Here is a 17776-nt window from a genome sequence, read left to right as displayed (position 1 = left end):
GAGCCCCGGATTTCGCTGCGCTTCATCCGGGCTACATGTCTCACCCCGCCGCGATCTTCTCTGCGCGCTGGAACGCGGGCCGGGCCACGCAGCGGCCGATATAGGCCTCGAATGACGGCCGCGACGGCACCATCTTGAACACGCGCACCGCAAAGTTCAGTCCCGCGCCGATCGCGATGTCGGCCGCGGAGAATTGATCGCCGAGGATCCATGGCCCCTTCTGCAGCTCGGCGTCGAGCACGTCGAACACCTGCGCGGCGCTGCCCCATGCCGCGGTGCTGGTCGGCACCTCGAGCTTGGTGAAGAGCTGGATCAGCGCGGGCTCGATGCAGCTCGGCGAGAAGAATAGCCACTGCAGATAGCGCGCCCGCTTCGGGTCCGTCGCTGCCGGCGCGAGTTTGGTCTCGGGATAACGGTCGGCGATATAGGCGCAGATCGCGGCGGCCTCGGCGAGCTGCGCGTCGCCGTCGGTCAGCGCGGGCACCTTGCCCATCGGGTTGATCTTGAGAAAATCGGGCGATTTCTGCGCCCCGGTGCTGATGTCGGTCAGCACCCGTTCGTATGGCAGGCCGGATTCCTCCAGCAGCCAGATGGCTGAGAACGAGCGCGAGCGCGGCGACCAGTACAGCTTGATCATGGCTTAGCCTCCGATGTGCGGTTTGTTCTCATCCACCGATAGTGCTTCATCATGAAGCCGGTGACCGGATGGGGCGCTTCCTTCTCGAAGATGAAGCCTTCGCGCTCGTACCAGCGCCAGGCCTTCTCGTTCTCCCGGACGCATTTCAGCCAGATCTCGTCGGGCATCTGCCGGCGCGTGAAGGCAAGCAGCTCGCGTCCCAGGCTCCGGCCCTGATAGGCGGGGACCACCATCAGCTGATCAAGCAGCAAGGTCGGCAAGTGCAGCGCCAGCATGGCGGCGATGCTGCCCTGATCGTCGGCGACGAACAGGCTCCAGCCGCCGGCGATCTCGCGCGGCAAGCGGATACGCAGATCGTTCAACAGGCTGTCGCTGGCTTGCGAGAGCCCGGTCGAAACCCAACTAGCCATCCAGGCGCGCGCGATCGCGTCATGTTCGTCGGGACGAGCGGGGCGGATGATCGGCAGCGTCATTGTTCCCTATCGCCTTCGACGCCGGCGGCGCGACGCTGTGGGTGCATAAAGGTGAAAGCCCGCGAGCGCCTCGCGGAGCTTTCAACTCTAGCGTAGTTGTTTGCGACCGGCGAGCCCGGCGGCTCACACGCCGAGCGTGCCGGCCTTTGCTGCCGCATAGCGCTCAGCCACGGCCTTCCAGTTCACCGTATTCCACCACGCCTTGAGATAATCGGGCCGACGGTTCTGATAGGTCAGGTAATAGGCGTGCTCCCAGACGTCATTGCCGAGCAGCGCGCGCTTGCCGTCCATGATCGGATTGTCCTGGTTCGGCCGGGTCTCGATCGCGAGCTTGCCGTCCTTGGTCACGGTGACGAACACCCAGCCGGAGCCGAACACGCGCCCGCCGGCGGCGTTGAAATCGGTCTGGAATTTTTCCATGCCGCCGAGGTCGCGATCGATCGCGGCGAGCACCTCGCCGTCCGCCTTGCCGCCGTTCGGTCCCATGATCTGCCAGAACATGGTGTGGTTGGCGTGGCCGCCCATGTTGTTGCGCACGCCGGTGCGGATCGCCTCCGGCACGCTGCCGAGATTGGCGAGCACCTCGACGACCGGCTTCTCGGCGATCTGCGGATTGTCCTTGGCGAAATTGTTGAGGTTGGTGACATAGGCCTGATGATGCCGGTCGTGATGGATTTCCATCGTCTTGGCGTCGATATGCGGCTCCAGCGCATTGGTGGGATAGGTCAGCGGATCGATCTTGAACGGTCCGGCGGGGGCCTGCGCGAATGCCGTGCGCGATGCGGCTGCGGCCGCGGCGATGCCGCCTGCTGCGATGATCAAATGGCGTCGGGACATCGAGGACATCGTGGTTCTCCGTGCTGGGAAAGCTTCCTGATGTTAGGCCCGAGTTGTGAACGGGTTCCAGCGAATCCGGTCACAATGCCGGGTCAAAATCGCGCATGCCGATCAGCGGAGATTGATTTGCGTCCAATCTCGGCAAACCAAAAAGGGCGGCCACAGGGCCGCCCTTTTCGTAACAGTCGATTTGGTAACAATCGATTTGCCCTGGCTTACTCGCCGGCAGCTTCGCGCGGCGCCGCAGCCGGCGCTTCGGTCTTCTGCTTGGCCTCGAGATCCTCGCCGGTCTCCTGGTCGACCGCCTTCATCGACAGGCGGGTCTTGCCGCGATCGTCGAAGCCGAGCAGCTTGACCTTGACTTTGTCGCCTTCCTTGACGACGTCGGAGGTCTTCTGCACGCGGTTGGACGCGAGCTGGCTGATGTGGACGAGGCCGTCCTTGGCGCCGAAGAAGTTCACGAACGCGCCGAACTCCATCACCTTGACGACGGTGCCCTCGTAGATCTGGCCGACCTCCGGATCGGAGGCGATCGACTTGATCCACTTGATCGCAGCCTTCATCGCCTCGCCATCGTTGGAGGCGACCTTCACGGTGCCGTCGTCCTCGATGTTGACCTTGGCGCCGGTCTTCTCGACGATTTCGCGGATCACCTTGCCGCCGGTGCCGATCACTTCGCGGATCTTGTCGGTGGCGATCTTGAAGGTCTCGATGCGCGGTGCGTATTCGCCGAGCTCGGCGCGCGCCGCGGTCAGTGCCTTGGCCATCTCGCCGAGGATGTGGATGCGCCCTTCCTTGGCCTGGCCAAGCGCAACCTTCATGATCTCCTCGGTGATGCCCTCGATCTTGATGTCCATCTGGAGCGAGGTGATGCCGTGGTCGGTACCGGCGACCTTGAAGTCCATGTCGCCGAGATGATCCTCGTCACCGAGGATGTCCGACAGCACCGCGAAGCGCTGACCTTCGAGGATTAGGCCCATGGCGATACCGGCCGTCGGCCGCTTCAGCGGCACGCCGGCGTCCATCAGCGACAGCGAGGCGCCGCACACCGAGGCCATCGAGGACGAGCCGTTCGACTCGGTGATCTCGGAGACCACGCGGATCGTGTACGGGAACTCGTGGTGCGGCGGCAGCACCGGGTGGATCGCGCGCCAGGCGAGCTTGCCGTGGCCGATTTCGCGGCGCTTGGTGCCGCCGAGGCGACCGGTTTCACCGACCGAGTAGGGCGGGAAGTTGTAGTGCAGCAGGAACGTTTCCTTGTACGTCCCCGACAGTGCATCGATGTACTGCTCGTCCTCGCCGGTGCCGAGCGTGGTCACGACCATCGCCTGGGTCTCACCGCGGGTGAACAGCGCCGAGCCGTGGGCGCGCGGTAGCACGCCGGCTTCGGCGATGATGTTGCGCACGGTCTTGGCGTCACGGCCGTCGATGCGCTTGCCGGTGTCAAGGATGTTCCAGCGAACGATCTTGGCTTCCAGTTCCTTGAACACGCCGGCGACGCGAAGCTTGTCGTATTTCGGCTCCTGGCCTTCCGGGAAGAAGTGCGCCAGCACCTTCTCCTTGACGGCGCCGACCGCGGCATAGCGTTCCTGCTTGACCGGGATCGCATAGGCCTTGCGGAGCTCCTGTTCGGCGATGCCGAGCATCTCCTTCTCGATCTCCGAATTGTCGATCGTGGTGACTTCGCGCGGCTCCTTGGCGGCTTTCTCGGCGAGCTCGATGATCGCGTTGATGACCGGCTGGAAGTGGCGGTGGCCGAACATGACCGCGCCGAGCATCACGTCCTCGTTGAGCTCCTTGGCTTCCGATTCGACCATCAGTACGGCGTCGGCGGTGCCGGCGACGACGAGGTCGAGCTGGGTCTCGGTCATCTCGTCCAGCGTCGGGTTGAGCACGTATTCGTCATTGGCGAAGCCGACGCGCGCGGCGCCGATCGGGCCCTTGAACGGCGCGCCCGACAGCGTCAGGGCGGCGGAGGCGGCGACCAGCGACACGATGTCCGGATCGTTCTCCATGTCGTGCGAGAGCACGGTGACGATCACCTGGGTCTCGTTGCGCCAGCCGTCGACGAACAGCGGACGGATCGGGCGGTCGATCAGGCGGGAGACCAGCGTCTCCTTCTCGGTCGGACGGCCTTCGCGCTTGAAATAGCCGCCGGGAATGCGGCCCGCGGCGTAGGTCTTCTCCTGGTAGTCGACCGTAAGCGGCAGAAAGTCGACGCCCTCGCGCGGCGCCTTCGCCGCGACGACGGTGGCAAGCACCACGGTCTCGCCGTAGGTGGCCATCACGGCGCCGTCGGCCTGGCGGGCGATCTTGCCGGTTTCAAGTTTGAGGGGACGTCCACCCCAGTCGATTTCGACGGAATGCGAATTGAACATTTCGGTTTTCTTTCATGGTTTCACGAAAGCACGGCGCCCTGAAACACAAAGACCATGCCAAGACGGCGAGACACTGATGCGCTGTCGCGATCAGCATCCGGCGATCCTGCCATGGTCCCTGGATTTCGGATGGCGTCCATCCTTTCGGTCATCTGGGCATCTTGCCCGGTCCAGCGGCCGGATTGCTGCTGGACGCTAGTGTGCATGGCGCGACTGCCATGCTGCGCATGATCATCTTTCGACAATTCGAAAGCCCGAGTTCACGGACGACCATGCGAAAACGCGCGCGAACCCTCGCGCGCGTGCTTCTCAAATCAACGACGGATGTTGTGCTTTTCGAGCAGCGCCTTGTAGCGCGCCTCGTCCTTGCGCTTGATGTAGTCAAGCAGGGAACGACGCGTTGACACGAGCTTCAGGAGGCCGCGGCGTGAATGGTTGTCCTTCACATGGCTCTTGAAGTGCTCGGTGAGGTTATTGATGCGTTCCGACAGGATCGCGACCTGAACCTCGGGCGAGCCGGTGTCGCCGGCTTTGTTGGCATTCGTCTTGATGACTTCCGCTTTGCGTTCGGCGGTAATCGACATCGTCAGTTACTTTCATCGTTGCGAGCCGGACCGGCAGTCAGTCCGTTCAGGTTGAACACGCGCTTGGGGATGAGTTCGCCATTGCCAATTTCGGCAAGCGCGAGAAGCCGGCCTGCCACCGTGACATAGACTGTGCCGCTGGTATTGGGCGCATCCCGTCCGCGCAACAAAACGGCCTGGCCCCTGTGGAGCCTTGCCGCATCAGCCCGTGTGACGGCCAGTGCCGGGATGTCGTCCAGCGCGGTCTCAACGGGCAAAAGCGCGTCGGCGAGGCTGCCCTCGCCAGACGCGGCTCTATTGCATAAAGCCTCCAACTGTTCCAGCGGAATCATGTCCCGTTCGGTAAACGGACCGACAAGGGTCCGCCGCAGGGCGCAGATATGGCCAAAACAGCCCAGAATCCGGCCCATATCGCGGGCCAGCGCCCGGACATAGGTTCCCTTGCCGCACTCGGCCTCGAACACGGACTGGCCGTTATCGCCATGTTCCACAAGGGTTAATTCGTGAATTTCGACCGGGCGCGGCTTCAGTTCCACAGTCTCGCCGTCGCGCGCCAGATCATAGGCGCGCTCGCCCTGCACCTTGATCGCCGAATATTGCGGCGGGATCTGCTCGATCACCCCGGTAAAGCGCGGCAACAGTTCCCGGATCGAATCGGCGGTCGGCCGGCTCTCGCTGGTCCTGACCGGCCGCCCCTCGGTGTCGTCGGTGTCGCGCTCCTCGCCCCAGCACACCGTGAAGCGGTAGCGCTTGCGGCCGTCCATCACGAACGGCACCGTCTTGGTGGCCTCGCCCAGCGCGATCGGCAAGCCGCCGGAGGCGAGCGGATCGAGCGTGCCGGCATGGCCGGCGCGCTTGGCCTGGAACAGGCGCTTGAGCACCGCGACCGCCTGCGTCGAGGTCATGCCGATCGGCTTGTCGAGCACCACCCAGCCGTGGACGTCGCGCTTGTCGCGGCGCGGCTGCTGGTTCTGCCTGCCCTGCTTCTGGCGCGGGTCGTTGTTGGTGCGGCGCGCATCGTCGGTGCGATGGCCGGCAAAAGCATCCCGCTCAGCGTCGCGCGCGTCGGTATCCTTCGCGTCGATAACGCTGTTGGTCGTCATCACAGTCATCACTCGTCGTCCGAATCGGGTGCAAGGTCTCGCTGCACCGCAGGTGTCCGCAGTAGTTTCTCGATGCGCTCCGCCTCGTCGAACCGCTCATCGACGCGGAAGCGAATGTCGGGTGCAAATTTCAGGTTGACGCGGTGCGCGATCTCGCCGCGAAGGAACTTCTTGTTGCGCTCGAGCGCGGATATCACCGTGTCGGTGTCCCGTCCGCCGAGCGGCATCACGTAGATCGTGGCGAGCTTCAGATCCGGCGACATACGCACCTCGGGAACGGTGATGATGTGGCCTTCCAGATCGGGATCGTGAACCTCACCCTGTGACAGAATCTCGGCAACTGCATGGCGAACCGTTTCGCCGACGCGCAGCTGACGTTGCGATCCGCCGGGGCTGGAACTCTTCTTTTGACGGGGCATGACCTTTTTCCAAAACCGTCGCGCCCGCCAGCCGTGGCCGCGGGCATCAATGTCCTTGCTTTGCTTTCAATCGGACGATGCGCTGGTGGCCGGACTAAAGTCCGGCCACGCCGTCGCATTTTCAGTTAAATGGACCCAACGCCTAGCAAGATCTGCGCTTCGTAAGATTTGGACTTACAGAGAGCGCTGGATCGTCTCGATGCGGTAACACTCGATCACGTCGCCGACACGCATGTCGCCGTAGTTCTCGAACGCCATGCCACACTCCTGGCCGGCGACCACTTCCTTCACTTCATCCTTGAAGCGCTTCAGCGTCGACAGCTTGCCTTCGTGCACCACGACGTTGTCGCGGATCAGGCGAACATTGGCGCCGCGTTCCACGGTGCCGTCGGTGACGCGGCAACCCGCGACCTTGCCGACCTTGGAAATGTTGAACACTTCCAGGATCTGCGCGTTGCCCAGCATGGTTTCGCGCAGCGTAGGCGCGAGCAGGCCGGACATCGCCTTTTTGATGTCATCCACGAGGTCGTAGATGATGTTGTAGTAGCGGATCTCGATGCCGTTGCGCTTGGCCGCGGCCGCCGCTTCCTTGTTGGCGCGGACCGAGAAGCCGATGATCGCGGCGTTGAAGCCTTCCGCCAGCGTGACGTCGGATTCCGAGATGCCGCCGACGCCGGCATGCAGGATGCGGGCGGCGACTTCGTCGGTGCCGAGCTTCTCGAGCGAGCCCAGGATCGCTTCCAGCGAGCCCTGCACGTCGGCCTTGACGATCAGCGGGAACTCCTTGCGGCCCGCGGTCTTGAGCTGCGACATCATCTGCTCGAGCGAGCCGCGCATGCCCGAGATCGAGGCCGCGGCATTCTCGCGCTTCTGGTGCGCGCGATAGCTCGTGACCTGACGGGCGCGGGCTTCGTTCTCGACCACGGCGAGACGATCGCCGGCTTCCGGCGGGCCGTTGAAGCCGAGCACCTCGACCGGCACCGAAGGGCCGGCCTCTTCGAGATTCTCGCCCTGGTCGGAGATCAAGGCGCGGACGCGGCCCATCTCGGCGCCGGCCACGATGATGTCGCCGACGCGCAGCGTGCCGCGCTGCACCAGCACGGTCGCGACCGGACCGCGTCCGCGATCGAGCTTGGCTTCGATCACGGTGCCTTCCGCCGGACGCTCCGAGTTGGTCTTCAGGTCGAGGATTTCAGCCTGCAGCGCGATCATCTCGAGCAGCTTGTCGAGATTGGTCTTGTTCTTGGCCGAAACCTCGACGTCGACGACGTCGCCGCCGAGCGATTCGACCTGCACCTCGTGCTGGAGCAACTCGGTGCGCACGCGCTCCGGCCGCGCATCCGGCTTGTCGATCTTGTTGATCGCCACGATCATCGGCACCTTGGCCGCTTTGGCGTGATTGATCGCCTCGATCGTCTGCGGCATCACGCCGTCATCGGCCGCGACCACCAGCACGACGATGTCGGTGACCTTGGCGCCGCGGGCGCGCATCGCGGTGAACGCGGCGTGGCCGGGTGTGTCGATGAAGGTGATCTTGGTGCCGCTCTCGGGCGACAGCACCTGGTAGGCGCCGATATGCTGGGTGATGCCGCCGGCTTCGCCCGATACGACGTTGGCGTGGCGCAGCGCGTCGAGCAGCGAGGTCTTGCCGTGGTCGACGTGACCCATGACGGTGACCACCGGCGAGCGCGGCTCGGTGTCGGTGGAATTGTCGACGACGTCGAACAGGCCCTCTTCCACGTCGGACGCCGCGACGCGCTTGACGCTGTGGCCGAGTTCTTCGGCGATCAGTTGCGCAGTGTCGGCATCGATCACGTCGGTGATCTTGTGCATCGCGCCCTGCTTCATAAGCATGCGGATGACGTCGACCGCGCGTTCCGACATGCGGTTCGCGAGTTCCTGGATCGTGATCGCTTCCGGAATGGTGACTTCGCGGATCAGCTTTTCCTTCGGTTCGTTCGACGCATGCCCCTTCAGGCGCTGGGTGCGGCGGCGGAACGAGGCGATCGAACGCTCGCGCACGTCGTCGGCGTTGAGCGCAGTGGTCAGAGTGAGGCGGCCGCGCTCCTTCTGCGGGCCGGGCTTGTGGGTGGTCTTCGGAGCCGCGGCGGGGCGCACGGCGCCGCCGGGGCGGCGCACCAGGCGCGGACCTTCGTCTTCGTCCGGCCCGGCCGCAACTGCCGCCGGCCGCGGCGCAGAGGCTGGTGCGCGCGCGGTTGTCGTGGTGGTCGGGCGTGCTGCGGGCGCGCGGGCAGGCGGAGCAGACGCAGGTGCGGCTGTCGCAGGCCTGGCCGCTGTTGTGGCCGGAGCGCCGGGTTTGGCTTCGCCCTCGCCAAAGCGGCGCTTGGCCTCGACCTCGGCCTTGCGCTTGGCCTCTTCCTCGTGGCGGTGGCGCTCCTCTTCCGCTTTGCGGCGGGTTTCGGCGGCCTCGCGCTCTGCCTTCTCGGCAGCCTCGCGGACGGCGCGGCGCTTGGCTTCCTCTTCGGCCTGGCGGCGCTCCTCGATGTCGCGCTGACGGGCGTCGGCCAGCGCGCTGGCGCGCGCGGAACGCTCGTCCTCGGTCAGGGTCGGCAGCACCACGCCGGAGCGGGTGTTACGCTGTTGCTGGCCTGGAGGCGGGCCTGAGGGGCGGCCGAGCGGCGGCCTGGCGGCCGGCGCCGCTGGCTTTGCAACCACGGGTTCCGGCGCGTGCGCCTCGCCGGGACCATCGCCACCGACGCGACGCTTGCCGCGCTTCTCGACCACGACCTGCTTGGTCCGGCCGTGGCTGAAGCTCTGGCGCACGGTGCCCGTCTCGACGCGCGGCTTCAGCGACAACGTCTTGCTCGGGACACTCAAAGTCTTGTCGCCAGGGGTCTTGGTATCAACCATTCAGCAGTCCTAATCTCGTTTCGCTGTGCGTTTGCCGCACAAATCCTTCAACGTGTCGTCGTTTGCTGAGCATGACCGGTCGGAAAGACGGCGTCCGCCTTCCCGGATCACGCTCTGGAATTTCTGGCCGCTTCGGCGGTCTTGTCGTCGTCGGCCATCCGGTATCGGACCAGCATCTGGCAGCGCGACAGGAACGTCTTGCTCGCCGGGCCCGCGAGCAGCGCAGCATGTATCACATTTGACCGCCCAAGTGCCAAATCCAATTCTTCCGACGTCAAAACATTGACGACGGGGATTACCGGCGATTCACCACGTTTTTCGCCCCTTTGCCCCACGATCGCGTCCAATTTGCGGATTCCGTCCGCCGCGCCGTCGGAAGCGTGGATCAGGGCTGCAGTTTCGTTCCGGTTGAGTGCGTCCTCGACCTTGCCGAAGCCCGAAACGACCTGACCGGCCTTGGCGGCCATTGCCAGGGCCTCGGTGACGCTGCGCACCAGGAGGGTGTCGGTATCGGTGGGAAGGGTCGGCGCGACGCGGACGTCGCGCTTGAATCCCTTGCTAAATTGGTGACGGCGGACCGCTTCCGCAACGCTGCGCCGCGACGCGGAAACCCAGAGTCCTCGGCCGGGCAGCTTGCGCTTGATATCCGGGATCACCTCGCCCGTGGGCGCGACGACGAACCGGATCAGCTCGTCGATCGGACGCACCTCGCGGCTGACCGCGCACATCCGCGTGGTCGCGGACTTCTGCGTCCGCGGCCCATCGTCGAGATCGGGGTCAGCCTGAGCCAGCATCCGTGGGGCATCTCCTTACGAAGCCGTCGTTTCTGCTTCGGCGGCCTCGGCCTCCTCGGCAGGCTTGGCGAGGTCGGCCTCGGTGATCCAGCCGGCCTTCAGACGGGCCTGCATGATCACGGCCTCGGCCTCGTCGCGCGAGATCTCGATGCCGTCGAGGAACCCGGCATGCTTGGTCGGCTCGCCGCCTTCCTTGCGCTCGGTCCAGCCGACCAGGTCGTCGGTGGCGCAGCCGGCGAGATCCTCGACCGTCTTCACATCGTTCTCGCCGAGCTTCACCAGCATCTTGCCGGTGATGCCGGGCACGTCCTTCATGGCGTCCTCGACGCCAAGTTCCTTGCGCTTGGCTTCCAGTTCCGCCTCGAGCTGTTCCAGATATTCGCGGGCGCGGGTCTGCAGCTCGGTGGCGGTCTCCTCGTCGAAACCCTCGATGCCCGCGAGTTCCTTGACGTCGACCAGCGCGAGTTCCTCGACCGAGGTGAAGCCTTCGGAGGCGAGCAGCTGGCCGACCACCTCGTCGACATTGAGCGCTTCCATGAACACGCGGGTCGAGTTCTCGAAGTCGGCCTGGCGACGCTCCGACTCTTCCTGCTCGGTCAGGATGTCGATGTCCCAGCCGGTCAGCTGCGAGGCGAGGCGGACGTTCTGGCCGCGGCGGCCGATCGCAAGCGACAGCTGGTTATTGGTGTCGGGAACCACGACCTCGATACGCTCGCGGTCCTCGTCGATCACGACCTTGGCGACTTCAGCCGGCGCCAGCGCGTTGACGACGAAGGTCGCAATGTCGGGCGACCACGGGATAATGTCGATCTTCTCGCCCTGCAGCTCGTTCACTACGGCCTGCACGCGCGAGCCGCGCATGCCGACGCAGGCGCCGACCGGGTCGACCGAGGAATCGCGCGAGATCACGCCGATCTTGGCGCGCGAGCCCGGATCGCGGGCGACCGCCTTGATCTCGACGATGCCGTCGTAAATCTCCGGCACTTCCTGTGCGAACAGCTTCGCCATGAACTGCGGATGGGTGCGCGACAGGAAAATCTGCGGACCGCGGGTCTCGCGGCGGACGTCGAAGATATAGGCGCGGACGCGGTCGCCGTTGCGGAACACTTCGCGCGGCAGCATCTCGTCGCGGCGCACGATCGCTTCGCCACGGCCGAGGTCGACGATCACGCTGCCATATTCGACGCGCTTGACGATGCCGTTGACGATGTCGCCGATGCGGTCCTTGAATTCCTGGTACTGCCGGTCGCGCTCGGCCTCGCGCACCTTCTGCACGATCACCTGCTTGGCCGACTGCGCGGCGATACGGCCATATTCCAGCGGCGGCAGCGTGTCGGCGATGGTGTCGCCGACCTGGGCGCCCGGATTGGCGCGCTGCGCGTCGTGCAGCGAAATCTGGTTCGACGAGTTTTCGACGACGTCGACCACCAGCATGTGGCGGGTCAGCCGCAGCTCGCCCTTCTTGGCATCGATCTCGGCATGGACGTCGGTCTCGCTGCCGTAGCGGGCGCGCGCGGCCTTGGCGATGGCGTCTTCCATCGCCGCGATCACGATGGAGCGGTCGATCGACTTTTCGCGCGCAACTGCGTCTGCGATCTGCAGCAGTTCGAGTTTGTTGGCGCTGACTGCCATGGCTTAGTCTCCTTCGGATGGATCGATCTCGCCACGGCGCGCGCGCTCGGCCGCCAGGCGGTGCTTTTTGGTGTTGGTCGGGGCCGGCTTCTTGCCGGGCTTGTGAGCAGGCTTATCACCAGGCTTGGGTTTCGGCTTCTGGCTCTTCGCCGGATCGCTCTTCTTGGCGTGGGCCGGCTGCGGCGGCGCGAGGCCGAGCTCGCGGCGCAGCTCGCGCTCGGCGGCCTTGCCGCGGCGCATCGATTCCTCGATCAATTCGTCGGTCAGCACCAGCCGCGCGTCCGAGATGTCCTCCATCACCAGGAGAACCTCGGCGTCCTCGTCGGGACGCGGATCGTCGCGCCTGATGCGCACCGCATCGCCCTCGACGCCGGCAAGCACGCCGCGAAACCGCTTGCGGCCCTGATGCGCCACCGCCATCTCGATCTTCACGAGATGCCCGGTGTAGCGCTCGAAGTCGGAGCGGCGCACCAGCGGGCGGTCGATGCCTGGCGACGAGATTTCCAGCCGGTAGGCACGCTCGATCGGGTCGGCGACATCGAGCACCGGCGACAGCGCGCGCGAGATCGCCTCGCAATCCTCGAGCTGCATCGAGCCGTCGGGGCGCTCCGCCATGATCTGCACGGTGCAGCCGGCATCGCCCGAGACCTTGATGCGCACCAGGCGATAGCCCATGCCCTGCAGCACCGGGACCGCGACCGCGGCGACGCGCGCCGCAACCCCGGGCTCGACGACGAGACGCGGCTCGGCGAGCAGTTCGGTGTCCACGGACGTGGCGGTCGGTTCGGTCATATCCAGTGTCAAAGGCTGTCTAGGGTCTTAAAGGCTGCTGAGGTCTGTTGTGTTGTTCAGGTGGCCTTAAGGGGCCGCTAACGCTACCCAAACCGGACCCGGCCTCGTTGGGTCCCGTCAGGTAATAAAAAAGAGCGGGTCCCGGGGGGCCCACTCTCCTACGCGATCGTATGAGATACCATAAGTTGCGCTGGATATAGCTCTTTTGCCCGGGTCCGGCAAGGCCCCCGGGTCCGGCGGGAGGCGATTTTACGGCTCTCCGGATGCCGGATTGATCTAACCCTCCGTTTACGAACGGGACCATAGATTGCCGAAAATCGGCAGAAGTCGCCGGTTGGACAAGGCCCATGACGACAGCCCCTGCGCTGATTCCGGAACTCGACGACATCGTTCGCCGTGGCGACCTCAAGCGCCGCGCCGAGGCCGCGCGGCGGCTCGGCGAGCTGTTCCTGCAGGGCGCCGCGAGTTTTCGCCCCGACCATATCGACTTGTTCGACAGGGTGCTGACCAGCCTGGTCCCGCACGCCGAGCTTGCTGCGCGGGTCGATCTCGCCGAACGGCTCGCGCTGCTCGCCAACGCGCCGCGGCATCTGGTCGGGCAGCTCGCCCGCGACGACGAGGTCGCGATCGCGGGGCCGCTGCTGCGCCGATCGCCGGTGATTGACGAAAAGGTGCTGGTCGAGATCGCCAATGCCAAGGGCCAGGGCCATCTGCTCGCGATGGCCGAGCGATCGAAGCTCTCGACTGCGCTGACCGACGTCCTCGTCCGACGCGGCGATCGCGACGTCATCCGATGCGCGGCCGGCAATGCGGGCGCGGCGTTCTCGGACGCCTCCTTCACGACGCTCGTGCAACGCGCCAGCCAGGACGGCGTGCTGACGCTGCGGATCGGCCGCCGCGATGATCTTCCGCCCGAGCATCTGAAGGGCCTGCTCGCCGGCTCGATCGACGTGATCCGCCGCCGTTTGCATGCCGTCGCCAAGCCGGAACGCCAGGCCGAGATCAAGCTGGCGATGACCGAGATCGAGGGCGTGATCGTTCAGGTCGAGGGCCGCGATTTCACAGCCGCGCAGCGCGCCATCCTGGCACTGCATCGCGCCGGCGAATTGAACGAGGCCGCGGTGGCCGGCTTCGCAAAGGCCTTCAAATATGAGGAATGCGTGGCGGCGCTCGCCGCGATGGCCGGCGTGAAAATCGTCACGCTCGATCGCCTGATCTCCGGCGACCGTTACGATCCGATCCTGATCGCCAGCAAGACGATCGGCTTCGAATGGCCGACCGTGCGCGCCCTGATCCTGATGCGGCTCGGGCCGAACCGCGTGCCGTCTCCTGCCGATATCGAAGGTGCGCGGGTGAATTTCGTGCGCCTGATGCCCTCGACGGCGCAGCGCGTCGTGGAGTTCTGGAAGTCGCGCTAGTTCAAGCGGTCGTGGCGGTCTCTCTCCCCGTCATTGCGAGGAGGGAAGCGACGAAGCAATCCATATCTCCCCGCGCCGAACCATGGATTGCTTCGCTTCGCTCGCAATGACGAGCTGAATCAGCTGCGTCAAAATACTTCCCAAAAATTGCGTCGGCCCGCTATGCTTTCCGCAAGGCGCGACACAGCGCCAACAGGGAGATTGCCATGCTGACGGACGCCGACATCCAAACGCACGCCGCGCGGATCCGCGACGACGGATACACCGTGATCGAGCGCGCCGCCTCGCCCGATCTGGTCGAGGGGTTGAAGGCGGCGGTGCTGAGAATCGAGAGCGAGCGCAATCTCGCACCTGCCAGGACGTCGTTCGAAGGCTTCAAGACGCTGCGCATCAACAACCTCCTGACCTATGACGATCTGTTCTGGGAGGTGCCGCTGCATGACAACGTGCTGCCGGTGGTCGAACGCGTGCTGGACAGGGAATGCCTGCTCTCGTCGTTCTGCTCGCTGGTGCTCGGGCCCGGCCAGGAGGCGCAGCCGATTCACGAAGACACCCAATTGATCCCGTTGCCGCGGCCGCACATTCCGATCACGATCAATGCGATCTGGGCGCTGTCCGATTTCCGCGAGGATAATGGCGCGACGCGGATCATCCCGCGCAGCCACAAATTCGATTCGTCGCCCGAATACGGCAAGGAGTACGACGCGGTCACCGCGACCATGCCGGCCGGCAGCGTGATGCTGTTCGACAGCGCGCTGTGGCATGGCGGCGGCGCCAACAGCAGCGACGCCAGGCGCTTTGCCTTCTCCTGCGCCTATTGCTGGGGCTGGATGCGGCAGCAGGAGAACCTGCAGCTCGGCATTCCGCGCGAGACCGCAGCCCGCTTTCCGCGCCGGCTGCAGGAATTGTGTGGCTACAGCGTCTACAAGGGCCAGTTCGGCCACATCGACAATCACGATCCGATCGAGCTGCTCGGCCGCGAGCGCGGCAAGCGGATGGTGTGGGAGGCGACCGACGTCAGGAAGGCGCGGCTGGCGGGGCAGGCGTGAAGATATCCGTCATTCCGGGGCGATGCGAAGCATTGAACCCGGAACCTCGAGATTCCGGGTTCGTGCTTCGCACGCCCCGGAATGACGGCGTCAAGGCAAGCGCTTGAACCTCAAATACGCCGCCTTGCGCCCTTCGCGCTCGGCCTTGGCGCCGTAGCGCGTCATTGTGTAGTTCGGCCACGGCTGCTGCCAGTCGATCGCGCGCTCGGCGAGCCAGGCGAAGTCGGGCGAGCGCATCAGATGCGCCAGCGTCCAGGCGCAATAGTCGTCGATGTCGCTGACGAAGCGGAATTCGCCGCCCGGCGGCAGCAATCGTGTCATCGCAGCGACCGTCGCATCCTGCACGAAGCGCCGCTTCCAGTGCCGCCGCTTCGGCCAGGGATCGGGATGGATCAGGTCGATGCGCGCAAGCGAACGCGTCGGCGCCCAGGCCAGCAGTTCGGCCGCGTCGCCGGCGAACAGGCGGATATTGCCGATATTCAGCGCCTCGATCTGAGTCAGGATCTTCGCCATGCCGTTGACATAGGGCTCGCAGCCGATGAAGCCCGTGGCCGGAAAGGCCTGTGCCTCCGCGATCAGATGCTCGCCGCCGCCGAAGCCGATCTCGAGCCTGACATTCTCGATGCCGTCATCGAACAACTCGGTCAGCGCCTCGGGCGCGGGCGCCGAGATGTCGACCGCCAGATGCGGCAGCAGAGTGTCGATCAGGTCGGCCTGATGCGGGCGCAGCTTGTGGCCCTTGCGCCGTCCGAAGAACGAGCCGCGCGCATGCGCCATCGCGCCGTCGTCGGGGGAATCGCGATCGCCGCGGTCGCCTGGAGCCGGTGTCATCGCAGCGTTTGATAGAGACGGTGGAGCAGCCGCGCGCGCGGCTCGATCGACGAGATGTAGAGCTGCTCGTAATGGGTATGCGCGCCCTTGCCGTCGACGCCGAGGCCGTCGAGGGTCGCCGTGTGTGGCGCGGTGAAATTGCCGTCGGAGCCGCCACCGGTGAACACATCCACCAGCTCGAAGCCGAGCTCGGCGGCCAGCCCCTTGGCGTGCTCGTAGAGCGCGGCGCCGGCGTTGCTTTTCTCATAGGGCGGACGGTTCAATTCGCCCGATATCTTCACGCTGACGCCCTCGGTGCGTGAGGTGATTCCGAGGATCCTCGGCACCAGCTCGTCGGCGTCGGCCATCGTCGGCACGCGCATGTCGACTTCCGCATAGGCCTCCTCGGCGATCACGTTCGGCTTGGTGCCGCCGCGGACGACGCCGACATTGACGGTGACGCCGCGCTTCAGGTCGTTCATCGCCTCCAGCGCCTGGATCACATTGCCGAGCTCCCGGATCGCGCTGCGGCCGTCCTCGGGGCGCGTGCCGGCATGGGCCGGCGCGCCCTTGATGAACACGTCGAAACGCGCAACGCCCTTGCGTCCGGTGACGATCTTGCCGCCGTCGCGCGCCGGCTCGGTCACCAGCACGTATTTCGCCTTGCGGCCCTCGGCCTCGATCAGCGCCCGCGAGGTCGGGCTGCCGATCTCCTCGTCCGATACGTAGAGCTGGGTGATGCCGAGCGGCGGGCGCGCGCCGTCGGCGCAGACCTGCCTGAACGCATGATGGGCGAGGTAGGCTCCGCCCTTCATGTCGTAGATGCCGGGGCCGAAGGCGCTGTCGCCGTCGACCTTGAATGGTAACCGTTCGATGAATCCCATCGGATGAACTGTGTCGAGATGGCTCAGCACCAGGATGCCCGGCGCGTCCTGGCCCCAGGACGAGCGCGTCACCAGGTGATCGCCGCAGCCGTCGCGTCCCGCAATGCGCTCCACCGTGGCCGGCAGGTCGCGATAGCCCGACGCGACGAGATCAGCCAGCTTGTTGACCTGATCGGGCCGCTCGGTCGGAGATTCGATCTCGACCCAGCGGCGGATGCCGTCGAGAATCACGGCGGTTTCGAACGGATTGCTGGACATGCTGTTGTCGTCGCCTGTGAATTCGCTTTGTCATTGCGCGCACGCGCCGAAGCACGATCAGGAATCATGCTCAAAGGAGGCGCTCAAGCGCGATGATGCTCAAGCTGAGCTCATCGCGTTGGCGCGCGTCGGAATGGCATATTCCAGATTTGACGATCTCTCAAACGGATATGGCTGAATCAGGCCTGCTCGGCCGCCTCGCGCGCCGCGATCTGCTCGACAAGTTCGACGATGCTGCGGCGGAGCTTGGCGTCCGCAATCCGCGTGAAGGCGCGGGTCAGGGCCAGGCCCTCGGCGGTTGCCAGAAAATCGGAGACGTAGGTCGGCGAGGCACCCTCGCTGAAGCCGTCGGCGGTCTTGACCCCGCTCGGGCCGCCGTCGAACAGGAAGGAGACCGGCACCTGCAGGATTTCGGAGATCTGCTGCAGCCGGCTGGCGCCGACGCGGTTGGTGCCCTTCTCGTATTTCTGCACCTGCTGGAACGTCAGGCCTAGCGCCTCGCCCAGTTTCTCCTGGCTCATGCCGAGCATGATGCGTCGCATACGGACGCGGCTGCCGACATATTTGTCAACAGGATTGGGCGCTTTGGTGGACATCTCCAACTCTCCTAAGGGATTGCGCGCCCGTGGATGAGGCAAGTTGGAAGTGGAGTATGCCTCAGGCGCCGGTGCCGTCAAATCCTGCAAGGAGGATCGGGACGAAATGCGGACAATTTGCGCAAAGGGGCTGACTTGGCTTGTGATTTCGCGTGGACCCGTACAATGCGAAGTGCACGGTCGATCTGTCAACTGGTGGAATCATACTGAGGTAAATTTCGACGTTTTTTCGGGTTCGCGA

General features: G+C 65.1%; 16 protein-coding genes. 2 read left to right on the top strand and 14 right to left on the bottom strand.

The genetic code is table 11. From position 1 onward, the window contains the following. Positions 1 to 40: 40 nt before the first annotated feature. From ACVWZM_RS17465 to rimP, 11 genes are all read right to left on the bottom strand, one after another. Positions 41 to 637, bottom strand: coding sequence for a glutathione S-transferase family protein (locus ACVWZM_RS17465; RefSeq protein ID WP_057015292.1), 597 nt, complete (start codon positions 635 to 637; stop codon positions 41 to 43). Further along, positions 634 to 1110 carry a GNAT family N-acetyltransferase gene (locus tag ACVWZM_RS17460; RefSeq protein WP_456854017.1) on the bottom strand — a complete coding sequence of 159 codons (477 nt, stop codon included), beginning with the start codon at positions 1108 to 1110 and terminating at the stop codon, positions 634 to 636. Before ACVWZM_RS17460 ends, ACVWZM_RS17465 begins: the two co-directional genes overlap by 4 nt. A 123-nt stretch (positions 1111 to 1233) precedes the next feature. After that, positions 1234 to 1956: a superoxide dismutase gene (locus tag ACVWZM_RS17455; RefSeq protein ID WP_057015294.1), complete on the bottom strand. Its 723-nt coding sequence runs from the start codon at positions 1954 to 1956 to the stop codon at positions 1234 to 1236. Positions 1957 to 2162: 206 nt separating this feature from the next. Next, positions 2163 to 4325 carry a polyribonucleotide nucleotidyltransferase gene (gene pnp, locus ACVWZM_RS17450; protein WP_050383431.1) on the bottom strand — a complete coding sequence of 721 codons (2163 nt, stop codon included), beginning with the start codon at positions 4323 to 4325 and terminating at the stop codon, positions 2163 to 2165. A gap of 314 nt (positions 4326 to 4639) precedes the next feature. Then, entirely contained in the window at positions 4640 to 4909 is a 270-nt protein-coding gene (gene rpsO / locus ACVWZM_RS17445; RefSeq protein ID WP_016844725.1) for a 30S ribosomal protein S15, read from the bottom strand. A gap of 2 nt (positions 4910 to 4911) precedes the next feature. Then, entirely contained in the window at positions 4912 to 6021 is a 1110-nt protein-coding gene (truB, locus tag ACVWZM_RS17440) for a tRNA pseudouridine(55) synthase TruB (RefSeq protein ID WP_456854015.1), read from the bottom strand. Beyond that, a complete protein-coding gene (gene rbfA, locus ACVWZM_RS17435) occupies positions 6021 to 6431 on the bottom strand; it encodes a 30S ribosome-binding factor RbfA (RefSeq protein WP_028343913.1) in 411 nt (136 codons plus the stop codon). Before rbfA ends, truB begins: the two co-directional genes overlap by 1 nt. 174 nt (positions 6432 to 6605) lie before the next feature. Continuing rightward, positions 6606 to 9302 carry a translation initiation factor IF-2 gene (gene infB, locus ACVWZM_RS17430; protein WP_076824501.1) on the bottom strand — a complete coding sequence of 899 codons (2697 nt, stop codon included), beginning with the start codon at positions 9300 to 9302 and terminating at the stop codon, positions 6606 to 6608. Between the two features lie 107 nt (positions 9303 to 9409). Then, on the bottom strand, positions 9410 to 10096 hold the full coding sequence (locus ACVWZM_RS17425; protein ID WP_057015296.1) for an RNA-binding protein: 687 nt from the start codon (positions 10094 to 10096) through the stop codon (positions 9410 to 9412). 15 nt (positions 10097 to 10111) lie between these two features. Then, positions 10112 to 11728 (bottom strand): transcription termination factor NusA, encoded by a 1617-nt coding sequence (gene nusA / locus ACVWZM_RS17420; RefSeq protein ID WP_057015297.1) that lies wholly within the window; start codon positions 11726 to 11728, stop codon positions 10112 to 10114. Positions 11729 to 11731: 3 nt separating this feature from the next. Then, complete coding sequence (rimP, locus tag ACVWZM_RS17415; protein ID WP_016840382.1) at positions 11732 to 12520, bottom strand: ribosome maturation factor RimP; 789 nt, start codon at positions 12518 to 12520, stop codon at positions 11732 to 11734. Positions 12521 to 12867: 347 nt separating this feature from the next. On the opposite strand from rimP, the gene ACVWZM_RS17410 reads away from it, so the two are divergent. Further along, positions 12868 to 13938, top strand: coding sequence for a DUF2336 domain-containing protein (locus tag ACVWZM_RS17410; RefSeq protein WP_456854013.1), 1071 nt, complete (start codon positions 12868 to 12870; stop codon positions 13936 to 13938). A gap of 206 nt (positions 13939 to 14144) precedes the next feature. Next, positions 14145 to 14987 (top strand): phytanoyl-CoA dioxygenase family protein, encoded by an 843-nt coding sequence (locus tag ACVWZM_RS17405; protein ID WP_076824505.1) that lies wholly within the window; start codon positions 14145 to 14147, stop codon positions 14985 to 14987. 90 nt (positions 14988 to 15077) lie between these two features. Here the strand turns inward: ACVWZM_RS17405 and ACVWZM_RS17400 are convergent, their stop codons facing one another. The 3 genes from ACVWZM_RS17400 to ACVWZM_RS17390 form a co-directional block, all read right to left on the bottom strand. Further along, a complete protein-coding gene (locus tag ACVWZM_RS17400) occupies positions 15078 to 15818 on the bottom strand; it encodes a tRNA (guanine(46)-N(7))-methyltransferase TrmB (RefSeq protein ID WP_057015301.1) in 741 nt (246 codons plus the stop codon). Beyond that, positions 15815 to 16939 carry a M20 family metallopeptidase gene (locus ACVWZM_RS17395; protein ID WP_057015302.1) on the bottom strand — a complete coding sequence of 375 codons (1125 nt, stop codon included), beginning with the start codon at positions 16937 to 16939 and terminating at the stop codon, positions 15815 to 15817. Before ACVWZM_RS17395 ends, ACVWZM_RS17400 begins: the two co-directional genes overlap by 4 nt. Positions 16940 to 17118: 179 nt before the next feature. After that, on the bottom strand, positions 17119 to 17535 hold the full coding sequence (locus ACVWZM_RS17390; RefSeq protein ID WP_028335515.1) for a helix-turn-helix domain-containing protein: 417 nt from the start codon (positions 17533 to 17535) through the stop codon (positions 17119 to 17121). Positions 17536 to 17776 lie beyond the last annotated feature (241 nt).

The sequence above is a fragment of the Bradyrhizobium sp. USDA 4501 genome (genome assembly GCF_054062115.1).
Note: the sequence above shows the minus strand (reverse complement) of the source record. Positions and strands in the feature narration are given on the sequence as shown.